This is a genomic window from Sphingobacterium sp. UBA2480 (assembly GCF_002341965.1).
GTDB classification, from domain to species: domain Bacteria; phylum Bacteroidota; class Bacteroidia; order Sphingobacteriales; family Sphingobacteriaceae; genus Sphingobacterium; species Sphingobacterium multivorum.
Map to the genome: position 1 here is coordinate 358,371 of NZ_DDPA01000009.1, position 15,730 is coordinate 374,100.

Sequence of the window (15,730 nt, forward strand, 5' to 3'; positions counted from 1 at the left end):
TATGATAAATACAGGTATCGCGGCGAAGTTTGCAGAGAAAGAAACGCCGTTTTATTATTATGATCTGCATGTGTTAAACAAGACCCTGGAGGCTGCGCATGCTGCTTCGCACAAACGGGGATTTCATGTTCATTATGCATTAAAGGCCAATTTTAATGACGAGTTATTGAAGGCGATTCAAGCGGTCGGCTTTGGTGCGGATTGTGTGAGCGGCAATGAGGTGAAGAAAGCCATTGAATGTGGCTTTGATTCCAAAAAAGTTACTTTTGCAGGAGTTGGTAAATCCGATAAGGAAATCAATTACGCGCTCGATCAAAATATCTTCGCGTTTAATGTTGAATCCATTCAGGAGCTTGAGGTCATCAATGAGCTTGCCTCAAAGAAAGGTGTAAAAGCGAATGTAGCTTTACGGATCAATCCAAACGTGGATGCACATACCCATCATTATATTACAACAGGGCTTGATGAAAACAAATTTGGTGTGCCCAATGCCGATTTGGAAAAATGTGCAGCCGTGCTTAAAAAATGTGAGTCTATTGAATTGGTAGGTCTTCATTTTCACGTCGGTTCACAGATTACGGATATGACCGTATTCAAAAGCCTGTGTGTGAAAGTCAATGAATGGAAAAACTGGTTTGAAGAACGCGGTACACAAATCCGTGTATTGAATGTCGGTGGCGGATTGGGGATAGATTATAAAAATCCGGATGGGAATACAATTCCCGATTTTGAAGCCTATTTTGATATTTTCGACCGCTTCCTGGAGCGTACAGCACAGCAAGAAGTGCACTTTGAATTGGGACGGGCTTTGGTTGCGCAATGCGGAAGCTTGGTAAGCCGTGTCTTGTATGTCAAAAATGGTGTCAAGAAGAATTTCTTGGTATTGGATGCCGGAATGACTGAATTAATGCGCCCGGCCTTGTATCAGGCCTATCATAAAATTGAGAATATCAGTGCGGTGGACACTGTAGAATCCATTAACTATGATGTGGTTGGACCGATCTGTGAATCTTCAGATTGTTTTGGTAAGGAAGTGCCACTTCCGGTCTCAAAACGTGGCGACTTAATTGCCATTCGTTCTGCAGGCGCCTATGGCGAAGTGATGGCTTCGCGTTATAACCTCCGTGAGGAAATACGGTTTGTGTATAGCAATCAGCTTTAATAGCTGTCGTAAAATAATTATTCTTAAGCCAGTCCATTTCTCGGACTGGCTTTTTTGGTTTTTAAATGCTGGCGTCCTGTCTGCTTGGTGAGCAATTTTGTTTATCATTTTGTTGATCGTCTTTCGTATACTTGTTTATGCTTGTGCTAATTGAATTTCCGGTTACGATAGATTTGTTTGGAAAAACATTTCTCTTACATCCTTTTATGGAAGGGTTGGGGATGTTTATAGGGATGCGTTATTACCAACTGCTCAAGTGGAAGGATGAGGAAAGTTTAGGGCATACCAATTCACTTCTTATTGTTATTGCTGCCGGCTTAGGCGCTTTAATCGGCTCGCATATTATCGGGTCCCTCGAGCGTCCGGCTGAGTTGCTCAATGCGACACATAAATTGACCTACATCTGGGTGAATAATACGATAATCGGTGGTTTGGCAGGAGGTTTGGTTGCTGTAGAAGGGATGAAAAAGATCATGGGTAAAAAAGAAAGTACCGGGGATCGGATGGTCTTTCCTTTAATTACCGCAATTGTCATTGGCAGGATAGGATGTTTTTACACGGGTGTATTCGAGCAGACCTACGGTTTACCCACTACCTCTCCATTGGGGATGTACTTGGGCGATGCCTACAAACGGCATCCAGTTGCGCTGTATGAAATCGCATTTTTGCTGCTTTTATTTGTAACGCTCCAACTTTTTAAACGACGATACAATTATCGAAATGGTGTGTTGTTTCAGCTTTTTATGCTTAGTTATTTTAGTTTTCGTTTCCTTTTGGACTTTATTAAGCCACGGGCAATTATACTTTTGGGGCTAAGTACCATACAAATTACCTGCATCGTGGTGATAATTTATTATATTTATTTATTAAAAAATGAACGTTTAATCAAAAAATAGGAATCATGTATTTGCTTGAAGGATCATTTGGATCGGAAAGTACCGCGATGTTGGGACTTTTTCTTCTTACTATAGGTGCTATTGTGATTGGCATTGCACTTTTGGTTATTATTATCGGCTCGATTATTAAAGCAGGTAATAAGGAGTCGAAGTTTAATGTCAATCCCTGGCTTAAAGTATTGTTGGGCGGAATTGGAGCAATGCTGGCAGGAGGGCTTGCCTGCGGACTTACCTTTATGAACTAGAAATCAGAACGATGCCAGTAAGAAACTATACGTACTACGATTATACCATTAGCCTATGTCCAACATGCCTTTCGCGTGTGGGTGCCAAGATTATTATCGAGGATGAACAGGTATTTATGACCAAAAACTGTCCCGATCATGGTTTTTTCAAAACGCTGATTGCGACGGATGTTGACTATTATAAGAACATTCGGAATTATAATAAAGCCTCCGAAACACCGTTGAAATTTGACAACGAAGTACATTATGGCTGCCCATACGATTGCGGTTTATGTGTAGATCACGAGCAGCATAGCTGCTTGTCCATTGTTGAGGTGACCGACCGTTGTAATTTGACCTGCCCAACTTGTTACGCCATGTCGTCGCCCCACTACGGACGACATCGCTCGCTGGAAGAGATTGAACAGATGTTTGACAAAATCGTCGAAAGTGAGGGTGAACCAGATGTGGTTCAGATCAGCGGTGGAGAGCCAACCATACACCCTGATTTTTTTAAGATTTTAGACATTGCGAAGACAAAACCTATTAAGCATCTCATGCTCAATACGAATGGTATCCGAATTGCCAATGATCCTGGTTTTGCTGAGCAACTCGCCACCTATGCGCCTGAATTTGAAATCTATCTCCAGTTTGATTCTTTTCGCCCATCCGTGCTCGAAAAGTTTCGGGGCAAAGATCTCACGGATGTCCGAAAAAAGGCCATTGACAAATTAAATGCGCTCAATCTGAGTACAACATTGGTTGTGGTCTTAGAAAAGGGAACCAATGATGATGAAATTGGTGAAATCTTGGAGTACGCTTTACAACAGCGATGTGTACGCGGGGTAACTTTTCAACCGGTGGAAATTGCCGGGCGAAATGCGACCGATGCACAGCAGCATAAAATGACACTGACCGAGGTGCGTCAGGAAATTCTGAATCAATATTCCCTATTGGATCCACATGATATTATTCCTGTTCCTTGTAATCCTGATGCGTTGGCGATGGGTTATATCCTGAAGATAGGCGATGAGCGGATACCCTTGACCCGGCATATTGATCCGGCTATTTTATTAAATAACCAATCGCGCAATACCATTGTCTATGAACAGGACAAAGGTGTTCAGATGCAGTTGTTGGATATATTTAGCACAGGAATTTCGGTGGATAAGGTAAAGCCAAAAGTAAACCAGTTACTTTGCTGTTTGCCAGAAGTGTGCGCACCTGATCTTGATTACGACAATCTTTTCCGCATTATCATTATGAATTTTATGGACGCCTACGATTTTGATGTTCGTGCTGTTAAGAAATCTTGTGTCCACATCGTCAATAAAGATTTGAAGTTGATTCCTTTTGAAACGATGAATTTATTTTATCGTGATGATAAAATAAAACGGCTGGAAGAACTAAAACTCTCCGATGCTATTCGATTTTAACAGGAGATAAGTTATTTTTGTCGGAGAAAAACCTTTGGTCCTTTCTTTGCAATTTGTAGTTTCCATGGCATTTGACTACCTGTTGCCAGGAAAGAAAGTCAACAAAATTAGAAGTATGAAATTGGGCATTGTCAAGCATTTTATTTTTGTCTTAAGTCTCTTGGCTTTTCAGCTGCACGGATTTGCACAGGACTCCGTTCAGGTTCGGAAGAATCAGATAGGCGATCGCACGGCGAGCCATAGCAGCCTAAGTAGACGGTCGAATGTGGATTCGACACGGGTTGGAAATGACTCACTGCGGAATGAGCTAAGAAATGATCTGCGCAAAGTAAATCTAAACTTTTTATCCAATATTCGTACGGCTTCCATGGCCGAGCTTATCGCGCAGCTGAATGAAAAATCCAATGGCTACTTGACAACGAATGCTGGATCGGCTAAAGATAGTATTGCTTTAATAAAAAATAGTATCCATGAAGAAATCAGCCAGCTGAAGTCTATTAAAGGCAGTATCAGCAATTATTCCAATAGCCTCAATGTGACAGCAGATCAGATCAAAACGCTGATCAACCGCTATGATATCAGTGCCAATAATCACAGTAGAGCGTATCAATATCTCGACAATGCGCAGCTTAAACTAGCTGCAAAACAAGATTCGCTGGAGGCGATCAATCGGACGATTGATGAACTTATAGCTAAAAATCAACGTCATCTGATTCGGATTGAAACCGTTCACGAAATAAAAAGCGGAAACAAAAAAGCCGATTCCGTGACCGCTAAAAGTTCGATATGGAAAGCCAATACGGCAGCCATCTCTAAAGATGTGATCTTAAATAATATCCGGAGTAATTACAGTAACAATAAGTCGATAGACAAATATGTGAATCGGACAGATTGGGCGAGCCGTATCCTGTTGATTGTACTGGGATTGGGGTATTGCTACTGGATTGTACGGGTGTCTTATATCCTTCGGCAAAATGATCCTGAACATAAACTTGCGATTGATGCGATCGTTGGGAAAACCATTATTTTTCTCCTGACACTGTTGCCTTTTGTAAACTTCTTTACACCAAGTTTCATTTTGCAGGCTTCCCAATTGGTCATCATGTTAATCTTCATGTTTTTGCTCAGGCATCGCATGAGTGGATTGCAGCGTAAAATTGCCATTATCCTTATTGTATTCTATATCCTGGATGTATTTGTCAATATGATCGTAAGCGATGACCTGTTTTTACGTATCGTTTGTATTGCCTTCAATTTGATTGCTTTAGGATTGGTCAGTTATACGAAACGGCGTATAAAGAATGCGGATAGTCCGGGTTATATCAGTAATTTTATTTATGTAATTTTTGCTATACTCAACGTGACCGCAATTACACTGAATATTATCGGGCATGTGGAGCATTCACGTAGTTTTAGTATTGCCTGTGCTGTGGGGCTGGTGCAGTCTTTTACACTGCAGTATTTTTCGGATATGATTAAGGCGGATGTCCGCAATCAGTTTAAAAAAGATCGGCTGACTTCCGGTTTTTGGATGCGTTTCAACGAGCAGCGCACCTTGGCTATCATCACCGAAATTCTGCGTATTGTCTGTGTGCTTTTGGCGATCATTGTCCTGGCAAATAACTTACAGTTTATTGAAAGTTTATTGGCATTGAGCGAAACATTCTTCGGAAAAGTACGCAGTATCGGCAGCATCTCTTTTACCTTAGGAAATCTTGGTGTAGCGGTTTTACTGCTGTTGGTGGCCAATTGGTTTCAGAAAAATATTAGTTTGATCGTTCTTGGTGGTGAAGACGGTCAGCTCAGCCAGGTCTATAATCAGAAGATGACCTTATTTCCGCTCTTTCGCTTGGCCATTATTCTGATCGGTTTCTTTATGGCCATCTCGGCCCTGGGTATGAGTTTGGACAAACTTACGGTCGTGATTGGCGCATTGAGTGTTGGTATCGGACTCGGCATGCAGAATATCATCAATAATTTTGTCTCGGGCATAATTTTGGTTTTTGATAAGCCGTTTCGCGTTGGTGATCAAATTGAGCTTGCCGACAAAAAAGGGCGCGTCAAGGAAATCGGTATACGCGCCAGTGTTTTAAAAACAGGTGATGGTGCAGATGTCATTATTCCAAATGGCGATTTGCTGTCGGGAAGGGTTGTCAATTGGACCTTATCCCAAGAATACAGCAAGACAAGTTTTGTTCTCCATATCGATCGGAAAGCAGATTTGGACCAAGCCAAACAATGGATCAAAGACGCGATGGAAAGTAGTGACCATTTTATCAAGGATAGAGATAGCGGAATCAGTATACAGGACATCAGCGCTGAGATGATTTACCTGAGTGTTTCCGGCTGGGTAAATTTTGCTGCCAATGCTTCTGCCTTTAAAAATGATGTCTTACTTGTATTGTATAAGAAGTTTGAAGCTGAGGGCTTGAAGTTTTATAGCGTCATTCCACCCAAGATTTAGCCCATTCAATTGCAATTTTTCCGCGTATACAGGGTGTATTATCTGGAAAGCCTACTATTTAGTCCGCTGAGTTCGATAATGTAAAGGACTAAATCCCCTGGCGCGTTTGTAGAAATGGGAAAGATGGCTCTCGTCGGTAAATCCGAGTTCTGCAGCAATTTGTTTCAAGGTATAATCTTTGGATTTAAGTCTGTTCTCGATGAGTTCGATCCGGTAGGTATTGATATACGCTCTTAAACTGCTGCCGAAGTTCTTCTTAAAGTAGGTCCCAAAATAGGATGGGGCAATATTGAATTTCTGAGCCAGTAGGCTGACCTGAAGTTGTTCGGGCGAAAAAATATGCTGATGAATGTAAGCCGAAATCGATCGGTCAACATATAGTTCATGCTGCTGGGGTAAACGTTGCGTCTCTGCTATTTCTTTGAAGAGCCCAAAGATCGCGACGAGTTGGTCAAATAGCCAGTCCGAACGCTCGCTGACTGTGGTATGACTATACAGTCGGACCGCTTCCAGGATATGAGTGTAAATCAGGCGATGATGCTCGCCCATATCCAATTTGCGTTCCTTTAATCCCCTGTCGTTCATCAGCTCCATAATCCAGGCATAGCGCTTTTGATTGCGTTTATTCTGCAGGAAGTAGGTATCTGTAAATAAAATAAACAGAAAATGTGTCTTTTCTTCAATGTTAAAATAATGCTTGTCTGCCGGACTAATTAAGAATACATCGCCACGTTCATAGTTCAGTTCAAATCTGTTGATCACATGGGTTCCTTTGCCTGAACGAATATAAACAAGCTCATAATAATTCTGTTCATGTGGAGGTAAATGAAAGCTATCCTCAATAAATTCACTGATCCGCAAAGGCTCAAACTGTTTTTTGCGCATTATTCTCCTGATTATATATCCGTAAATGTACATAAAAATAATGTATTTGTACATGTTATTGCCTGCCGTACTATTGCACCTTTGTGTCGTATAAAATGGTAATAAAACATGGTCAATTTTATAATGATTGCATTTTGCATCGCGGCAGGGATGCTGTTAAAGCGAACAAATTTAATTCATGCCGAAGCACATAAAGGGATCAATACCTGGATTCTTTATTTTGCCCTTCCAGCGGTGTCTTTCAAATATATTCCGAAGATTGTATGGTCATCGCAATTACTGTTTCCGGTGTTTTCGGCAATCCTCGTTTGGGCAGGTAGTTGGTTATTTATGGAAATGTACTGTAGGCGTAAAAGCTATAAACAGCGTTCGCGCAGTAGTTTGGAATTGGCCGCTGGTTATAGCAATACGTCCTTTATTGGCTTTCCATTGATCATCGCCTATTTTGGCGAAGCCCAGTTGCCGATTGCGATTATTTGCGACCAAACCACATTTATTCTACTTTCTACAGCTGGACTTATCAATGCACTGCGAGCGAATGCCCAAGATGGCGAGGCGATAGATGTCAAATTTATGCTTCGAAAGTTAGTCAGCTTTCCACCCCTGATCGGTTGTATAACAGCCTTAATGCTGTCGCAATTGGTTGATCTTTCGGTTGCCGAGCCTTTTTTTGATAAGCTGGTGGCGACCGTTGGACCCTTGGCCTTATTTTCTATTGGTTTACAGTTGAAGTTTGACGGTTGGCGACAACAGATTTCGCAGATCAGTACAGCGATGAGTTATAAATTGATTCTTGCCCCAGCATTGGTATTACTATTTGCTTTACTACTTGGTGTAAAGGGCGCTGTTGCGCGGGTCAGTATATTCGAAGCGGCTATGCCAACCTTGGTAACCTCAGGGATCATTGCCGAGCAATACCATCTGAATACCAAATTGGTCAATCTGGTGATCGGTTTTAGTATCGTTGTGGGGCTGCTGACAACCGCGTTTTGGGATTTTGTCATTCGATTTTTTTTCTCCTAATTTATGGTTGCATTGATTGATTGATTGAATGATTGATTGATTGATTGATTNNTGATTGATTGATTGATTGATTTTGGAAACAGCGTGGGGCCTCATTTGCCAACGATTGGTTTTAGCAGAAGTGTTGCGTAGTAAAGGCTATGTATTCTGTTCGTAACATTTTGATAGTGAATCATCTCATACAAACAACTTTTTTACTGTTCAATTGTTATTAGGCTATAACCATCTATAAAAAGGAGGTATGTTATGAACCTGATACACAAAATTGAGCATTGGGGCGATGCACATCACCCACAATGGATCGATTACCTAAGAATAGCCTTAGGGATCGTTATTTTTGCCAAAGGTGTAAGTTTCGTAAATGATAGGGATGTTGTTCAACACATGATTGAGCAAAGTAGTTTCCACTTATCATCATGGGGTGCGGTTCACTATGTGGTTTTTACCCATTTGGTAGGCGGGCTGTTCCTTATCTTAGGTTTTCAAACCCGTTTAGCCTCATTACTATTATTTCCGGTATTGGTAGGGGCTGTATTTTTTGTTAATATCACCCACGGGTTTAGTTATTTGAATTCCGAATTGTGGCTTTCTATAGTCGTATTCTTTTTGCTGATCTTTTTTATGGTCATGGGCTCTGGAAAATACTCCCTAGATCAAATGATGAACAAACCAGGATACAAAAGGGATATCTAAAAAAAAACTCCTTCATACATGAAGGAGTTTTTCTTTTTTTATTTGCCTTGCTCGTCAATCCATTGACGTGCATTAACGAATGCTTCAATCCAAGGAGAAACTTCGTCCTGACGACCTTTTGGATAATTTGCCCAATGCCATTGGAACACCGAACGCTCAATATGTGGCATCGTAGCCAAGTGGCGTCCAGTCTTATCGCAGACCATTGCTGTATTATAGTCCGAACCATTTGGGTTATGCGGATATTGCTCATAAGCATATTTTGCCACGATATTGTATTGCTCTTCCCCATACGGAAGGTTGAATTTTCCTTCCCCGTGTGAAATCCAAACCCCTAAGGTACTTCCCGCTAGTGTCGATAACATGACCGAATTGTTTTCCTGAACTTTTACAGACACAAAGTTTGACTCGTGTTTCCCTGAAGTATTGTGTAGCATTTTTCCATGGATTTCATGCTCAGGATTGATCATTTCAAGTTCCATAAATAACTGACATCCATTACAGATACCAACCGAAAGTGTATCCGGACGAGCAAAGAAGTCGGTTAAGGCTTTTTTCGCTTTTTCATTGTAAAGGAAAGCACCGGCCCAACCTTTTGCCGAACCCAATACATCTGAGTTCGAGAAGCCTCCGACGGCACCGATAAATTGGATGTCTTCCAATGTCTCACGACCAGTGATCAAATCGGTCATGTGAACATCTTTCACATCAAAGCCTGCCAGGAACATGGCATTTGCCATTTCGCGTTCGGAGTTGGAACCTTTCTCACGAAGGATTGCCGCTTTCGGACGTGCTTTAGTTCCGTCGATTTTTGGTTTCTTACCATCAAATTGACTTGGGAAAGTAAAGGCTAGGGGTTGGTGTTTATAATTATCAAAACGTTGTTGTGCAGTTCCATTTTTAGATTGCTTGGAATCCAAAAGGAAGGATGTCGTAAACCATACATCACGTGTTGCTGCTACATCAAAGCTGAATACCGCTTCTTGATTTTTAATTGTTACAGTATTACCTTCGATCACCTGACCAATTTTAACCGCGTCTACACCGGCATCTTTCACGATTGCTTCGAAAGCAGCGTCGTCTTTTGCTTGAAGGACAAGTGCGATATTCTCATTAAAGAAGGCTTTTACGCTATCCGATTCATGTAATGCCGAAAGGTCATAATTGGCACCAAGATTAACATCGGCAAAGGTCATTTCCAATAAGGTTGTAATCAAGCCACCCGATCCGACGTCGTGCCCAGCTTCGATCTGTCCTTCGTGAATTAATTGCTGTACGGTATTGAATGCTGTTTTAAAGTAAGCAGCATCTTGAATGGTCGGTACTTCAGTACCTAATTTATTGATGATTTGTGCAAATGACGAACCGCCTAATTTGAACTGATCTTTTGATAAGTTGATGTAATAGATCGATCCGGCTGTTTTGTTTAGCACAGGTTCAACCACTTTGGTGATATCAGTACAGTTTCCTGCGGCAGAAATGATCAATGTGCCAGGGGCAATGACGTTTTCGCCGTTTGGATATTTTTGCTTCATCGACAAAGAATCTTTTCCCGTCGGGATATTGATTCCCAATGCAATGGCAAAATCCGAGCATGCTTTAACAGCTTGGTATAAGCGGGCATCTTCACCCTCATTATTGGCTGCCCACATCCAGTTGGCCGATAGGGAGATTCCTGCAAGACCGTTTTTGATTGGGGCAAATACGATGTTGGAAAGCGATTCCGCAATAGCCGTTCTGCTTGCCGCAGCCGGATCCACTAAGGCAGCCACAGGGGAGTGACCTATTGTTGTCGCAATACCTTCTTTACCTTTATAATCCAATGCCATGACACCGACGTTATTCAACGGCAATTGCAATGGACCCGCACATTGTTGTTTGGCAACACGGCCACCAACACAACGGTCTACTTTATTGGTTAACCAATCTTTGGAAGCAACCGCTTCCAGTTGTAATACTTGGTTTAAGTAGCTTGGAATATTAGCTGCATCATAAGCAAGATCAGCGTAGTTGCGAACTACGGTTTTATCGCGCATGAAAGTTTTTGGCGATGAGCCAAAGAAATCTTCAAGGGCATAATCCATTGGTTTTTCACCCGTACTTTTTGATTCGAAAGTAAAGCGGTGGTCGCCAGTGACATCACCTACGGTGTACATTGGTGCACGTTCGCGATCGGCAACACGTTTTAAGGTGTCAATATCATCTTCGGCGATCACAAGTCCCATACGTTCTTGCGATTCATTACCGATAATTTCTTTTGCGGATAGTGTAGGATCGCCTACAGGAAGTGCATCCAGGTCAATCAAGCCGCCGGTCTCTTCAACAAGTTCAGATAAACAGTTTAAGTGGCCACCTGCACCATGATCGTGGATAGAGACAATAGGGTTATGATCAGACTCTACTAAGCCACGAACAGCATTCGCTGCACGTTTTTGCATTTCGGGATTGGAACGTTGAATGGCATTAAGCTCAATTCCAGAACCAAATGCCCCTGTATCTGCAGAAGATACAGCAGCGCCACCCATTCCGATGCGGTAATTTTCTCCACCTAGGATAACAACTTTATCGCCAGTTTTCGGCGTATGTTTTTTCGCTTGATCCAGTTTTCCATAACCAACACCACCCGCTTGCATAATGACTTTGTCGTAACCAAGTTTACGGCCATCCTCTTCATGTTCGAAGGTCAATACAGAACCTGTAATTAAGGGCTGACCAAACTTATTACCGAAGTCAGAAGCACCATTGGAAGCTTTAATCAGGATGTCAACCGGGGTCTGGTACAACCATTGACGCTCTTGCATCGCATTTTCCCATGGCCGCGTTTTGTTGAGTTCCTTTGCCGGTTCAGTAACTGTTCCTGCCTGAAGGTCCAATTTATTTTGTTCCAATCGCGAATAAGCAGTCATGTATACGGCAGTACCCGCCAATGGAATCGCTCCTTGGCCACCGGCCATACGGTCGCGGATTTCACCACCTGACCCAGTTGCAGCACCCGAAAATGGTTCTACAGTAGTCGGGAAATTGTGTGTTTCAGCTTTTACGGATAAAACCGAATCAAATGCTTTCTCTTCGTAAAAGTCAGGTTTGTCGGCCGATTTAGGTGCAAATTGTGTGACACGTGGACCTTTGACAAAGGCAACGTTATCTTTATAAGCAGAAACAATCTCGTTCGGATTGGTTTCAGAAGTCTTTTTAATTAATTTAAAGAGGGAAGTGGGTTGCTCTTCGCCATCAATGATAAAGGTACCATTGAAAATCTTGTGTCTACAGTGTTCAGAGTTTGCTTGTGAAAAAGCGAATACTTCCGAGTCTGTAAGCAGACGACCCAATTTGGTCGAAAGGTTATTGAGGTAATCTACTTCTTCTGGATTTAGCGCTAGGCCCTCAGATTTGTTGTAGGCCTCGATGTCTTCAATTTCCAATATCGGCTCAGGTGTAATGTTGACGGTATACATGTCCTGTGTCAACATACTGAACTTTTGTGAAATCATTGGATCGAAGTCATTGAAATCCGCTGGTACCGGTTGAAATTCTTCTATACGAACAATTCCTGCAATTCCCATATTTTGCGTGATTTCTACTGCATTGGTACTCCAGGGAGTAACCATCGCGGCGCGGGGTCCTACAAAGTAATGGTTAAGGTTTTGGTCGTCTAGTTTTTTGGCGTTGCCGAATAGCCAGTTGAGTTTAGTAATGTCTTCTTGTGATAAAGAGTTTACGCTTTGAACACCATATACAGTGTTCGATGGGTTCTCAAAGAAATGAATCATTATAAATGTTTGTTTTGAACGTTCTTCAAATTAAAGCACAAAGTTACATATTATTTTTATGGAAATGACGGGATTTTTGATTAAAAAATAGGTCTTTAAGATTGGACATAAAAAGGATAAAAATCGGTACAATCTGATAAGGCTTTTTTTATGAAATTGTGTTGGGGCTTGCTTATTCAAGAGCGGAGTGTATATGCCTAAAGTCCGTTTAATTCCCTTTAAATCCGCTCAAGTCCGTTCAAATCCGTACGCTATTCGGCAACGGATCAGGATTGCTTCGGGAACGGCTCGGGACAGCTTCGAGACAGCTTCGAGACAGCTTCGGCTGGGCTTCGACTGGGCTTCGGGAAAGATTCGGGTCCGCTTCGAGACAGCTTCGGCTGGGCTTCGGGAAAGATTCGGGTCCGCTTCGGCAAGGAGCCGAACAACGGCCGAACAGCAGGCGAAGCAATCCCGACCATGTTCAGGCCATGTCCCGAAGCTGCCCCGAACCAAGGCCAACGATGTGCCGACCAAAGCCCAAAGCACCTTGTCCATGCGGAAAACCTGAAAAAGCATAAGCAATAGCGCAAGAAAAACGCCCTGTGGCAAGTCGGTTTGTTCGCCGAAGCCCAACAACCCCTTAGATCATATGGTAATTTGTCATACAGCCGGTGAGGATAGGGGCTGCCAGCTATCTTCAAATTCAGGACTTCCGGCGATGATCGGCAAATTGACGTTGGATATAAACTCAAATTTATCTAAGTTTGTGCATCAAATCAGATTCGAGATGAATATTTCATATAATTGGTTAAAACAACACGTTAATATAGATTCGACACCGGAGGAACTATCGCTGATCTTAACAAATACAGGATTGGAAGTAGAAGCTTTGGACGTCGTGCAGAGTATCCCAGGTGGATTGGATGGTTTGGTTGTTGGTGAAGTGAAAACTTGTGAACAGCATCCTAATGCCGATAAATTAAGAGTAACCACTGTTGATGTCGGTGGACCGGAGTTATTGCACATTGTATGTGGTGCACCAAACTGTCGTACAGGATTGAAAGTTATTGTTGCTACAGTAGGTACTACTTGCCATCCGCTTACCGGAGAGCCTTTTAAAATTACCAAATCTAAAATTCGTGGTGAAGTTTCCGAAGGTATGTTATGTGGAGAAGATGAAATCGGTTTGGGTACATCTCATGCCGGTATCGTTGAATTACCAGCTGACGTTGCTGTGGGGACCTTAGTGAAAGATCATTTCAATATCCAGGATGATTACCGTTATGAAATTGGCTTAACACCAAACCGTGCAGATGCTGCTTCGCATTTAGGCGTTGCAAGAGATATTGCGGCACATTTTCGTACACACGTGTTAAAGGCAGATGTTTCTGCATTTAAGGTTGCTGAGGCGGAGGGAACGACAGTGGTCGTTGCAGACGCACAGGCAAGCCCACGTTATAGTGGTATCAATATTACCGGTGTTCGCGTTGGCGAATCTCCCGATTGGTTAAAAGAGAAATTAAATGTTATCGGTGTTCGTCCGATCAATAATATTGTCGATGTTACCAATTATATACTACACGATTTAGGTCAGCCACTGCATGCTTTTGATGCTGATAAAATTGCGGGAAATAAAGTCATTGTTCGTTTGGCGACTGAGGGTGAAAAATTTGTTACGCTGGATGGTGTGGAGCGTACCTTGTCTGCAGAGGACTTGGTGATTGCAGATGCTGAAAAACCAATGTGTATTGCAGGTGTTTTTGGTGGAGCACATTCGGGTGTATCAGCCGAAACGACCAATGTATTTTTGGAGTCGGCCTATTTCAATGCTGTTTCTGTACGGAAGACCTCCAAAAGACATGGCTTAAAAACAGATGCCTCTTTCCGTTTCGAACGTGGTACCGATCCGAATATTACGGTTGAAGCCTTGAAGCGCGCAGCTTTATTGATTCAGGAAATTGCAGGTGGAACGATTTCATCGACGCTAAAAGATGAGTATCCCGTGGTGATTAACCCGTTTTCATTTCACGTGAGCTATGCGAATGTGGTTCGTTTGATCGGTCAGGCGATCCCAAATGAAGAAATTAAATCCATTATTGTCGCTCTTGGCATTGAAGTCGCTTCAGAAACTGAAACAGGACTTGATGTGTTGGTGCCTGCATACCGCGTTGATGTCACACGCGAGGTAGACGTTGTGGAGGAAGTGTTGCGGATTTATGGTTATAACAATATCGAGTTGAAGTCACAAATTAAGGCCTCTTTAAATACGGTTGAGAAGCCGGATAAGGAAGTTGTCTTAAATCAATTGGCTGATCTGCTCATCGCCAATGGGTTTCGTGAAATTCTGTCCAACTCCCTAACGAAGCTGGATTATGCGGATGATAGCGAAACGGCGGTCAAATTGTATAATCCATTGAGCTCGGATTTGGATACAATGCGTCAAAATATGGTTTTTTCTGTTTTGAGTGCGATTGAATATAACCAAAAACGAAGAAACTTTGACCTGAAGTTCTTCGAATTCGGTAAAACTTATGCGCTGGATGGTGAAGGCTATAAAGAAACGCAGCATCTGGCTTTTGCCATGGCAGGTAAAAATGAAGCTGAGCAATGGAACAGCAAAAAAGACGCGGTTAATTTCTATAACCTTAAAGCGGCTGTAGATACGCTTATCAAACGCTTGAAAATTGAAGGAATTCAGATACAAGATGCTACAAGTACACATTTCGCCTATGGTTTGAACTATATGAAAGGGCAGAAATGTTTAGTTTCTTTTGGTGCAATCGCGAACGCAGATTTGAAAAAAGCAGATGTTGAAGGTCAGGTTTTCTTTGCTGATTTTGACTGGGATGTTTTGATGAAAATTATTCGTAAGAATAGCATTCAATACAAAGAAGTTTCCAAATTCCCGGCTGTGCGCAGAGATTTGTCGCTCTTGATCGATGAAAATGTGAGCTTCGATAAGCTACAATTTGTTGCTCAAAAGACCGAACGCAAGCTTTTGAAGGAGGTAAATGTGTTTGATGTGTATAAAGGTGATAAAATTCCGGAAGGGAAAAAGTCTTATGCTCTGAGCTTTATCTTGCAGGATGAAGAAAAAACACTTACGGATAAGCAAATTGATGCGATAGTTCAAAAATTAATTGTTAATTTTGAGAAGGAACTAGGCGCGGAAGTGCGTGGTTAACGAGAGATACA

The 15,730-nt window shown here is 42.2% G+C and carries 10 protein-coding genes; 8 read left to right on the forward strand and 2 right to left on the reverse strand.

The features are described 5' to 3' along the window. Position 1: 1 nt before the first annotated feature. From lysA to B3600_RS22125, 5 genes are all read left to right on the forward strand, one after another. Positions 2 to 1,162 (forward strand): diaminopimelate decarboxylase, encoded by a 1,161-nt coding sequence (gene lysA / locus B3600_RS22105; protein ID WP_070569692.1) that lies wholly within the window; start codon positions 2 to 4, stop codon positions 1,160 to 1,162. A 137-nt stretch (positions 1,163 to 1,299) separates the two neighbouring features. Further along, positions 1,300 to 2,058 (forward strand): prolipoprotein diacylglyceryl transferase, encoded by a 759-nt coding sequence (locus B3600_RS22110; protein ID WP_286754404.1) that lies wholly within the window; start codon positions 1,300 to 1,302, stop codon positions 2,056 to 2,058. Between the two features lie 5 nt (positions 2,059 to 2,063). Next, positions 2,064 to 2,303: a hypothetical protein gene (locus B3600_RS22115; protein ID WP_046675824.1), complete on the forward strand. Its 240-nt coding sequence runs from the start codon at positions 2,064 to 2,066 to the stop codon at positions 2,301 to 2,303. Between the two features lie 11 nt (positions 2,304 to 2,314). Further along, positions 2,315 to 3,718: a radical SAM protein gene (locus B3600_RS22120; RefSeq protein WP_286754405.1), complete on the forward strand. Its 1,404-nt coding sequence runs from the start codon at positions 2,315 to 2,317 to the stop codon at positions 3,716 to 3,718. Between the two features lie 64 nt (positions 3,719 to 3,782). Further along, the gene (locus tag B3600_RS22125; protein ID WP_286754406.1) at positions 3,783 to 6,182 is read left to right on the forward strand and encodes a mechanosensitive ion channel family protein; all 2,400 of its coding nucleotides are present in this window, start codon (positions 3,783 to 3,785) and stop codon (positions 6,180 to 6,182) included. A 54-nt stretch (positions 6,183 to 6,236) separates the two neighbouring features. Here the strand turns inward: B3600_RS22125 and B3600_RS22130 are convergent, their stop codons facing one another. Then, positions 6,237 to 7,067 (reverse strand): helix-turn-helix domain-containing protein, encoded by an 831-nt coding sequence (locus B3600_RS22130; protein WP_286754407.1) that lies wholly within the window; start codon positions 7,065 to 7,067, stop codon positions 6,237 to 6,239. 108 nt (positions 7,068 to 7,175) lie between these two features. Here B3600_RS22130 and B3600_RS22135 point away from each other — a divergent pair, with 108 nt between their 5' ends. Continuing rightward, positions 7,176 to 8,090, forward strand: coding sequence for an AEC family transporter (locus tag B3600_RS22135; protein ID WP_286754408.1), 915 nt, complete (start codon positions 7,176 to 7,178; stop codon positions 8,088 to 8,090). A 246-nt stretch (positions 8,091 to 8,336) separates the two neighbouring features. Next, positions 8,337 to 8,783 carry a DoxX family protein gene (locus B3600_RS22140; RefSeq protein WP_046675828.1) on the forward strand — a complete coding sequence of 149 codons (447 nt, stop codon included), beginning with the start codon at positions 8,337 to 8,339 and terminating at the stop codon, positions 8,781 to 8,783. 38 nt (positions 8,784 to 8,821) lie between these two features. Here B3600_RS22140 and purL read toward each other — a convergent pair whose 3' ends face one another. Beyond that, positions 8,822 to 12,553, reverse strand: a complete 3,732-nt coding sequence (gene purL, locus B3600_RS22145; RefSeq protein ID WP_286754409.1) for a phosphoribosylformylglycinamidine synthase — start codon at positions 12,551 to 12,553, stop codon at positions 8,822 to 8,824. 769 nt (positions 12,554 to 13,322) lie between these two features. On the opposite strand from purL, the gene pheT reads away from it, so the two are divergent. Beyond that, on the forward strand, positions 13,323 to 15,719 hold the full coding sequence (gene pheT / locus B3600_RS22150; protein WP_286754410.1) for a phenylalanine--tRNA ligase subunit beta: 2,397 nt from the start codon (positions 13,323 to 13,325) through the stop codon (positions 15,717 to 15,719). Positions 15,720 to 15,730 lie beyond the last annotated feature (11 nt).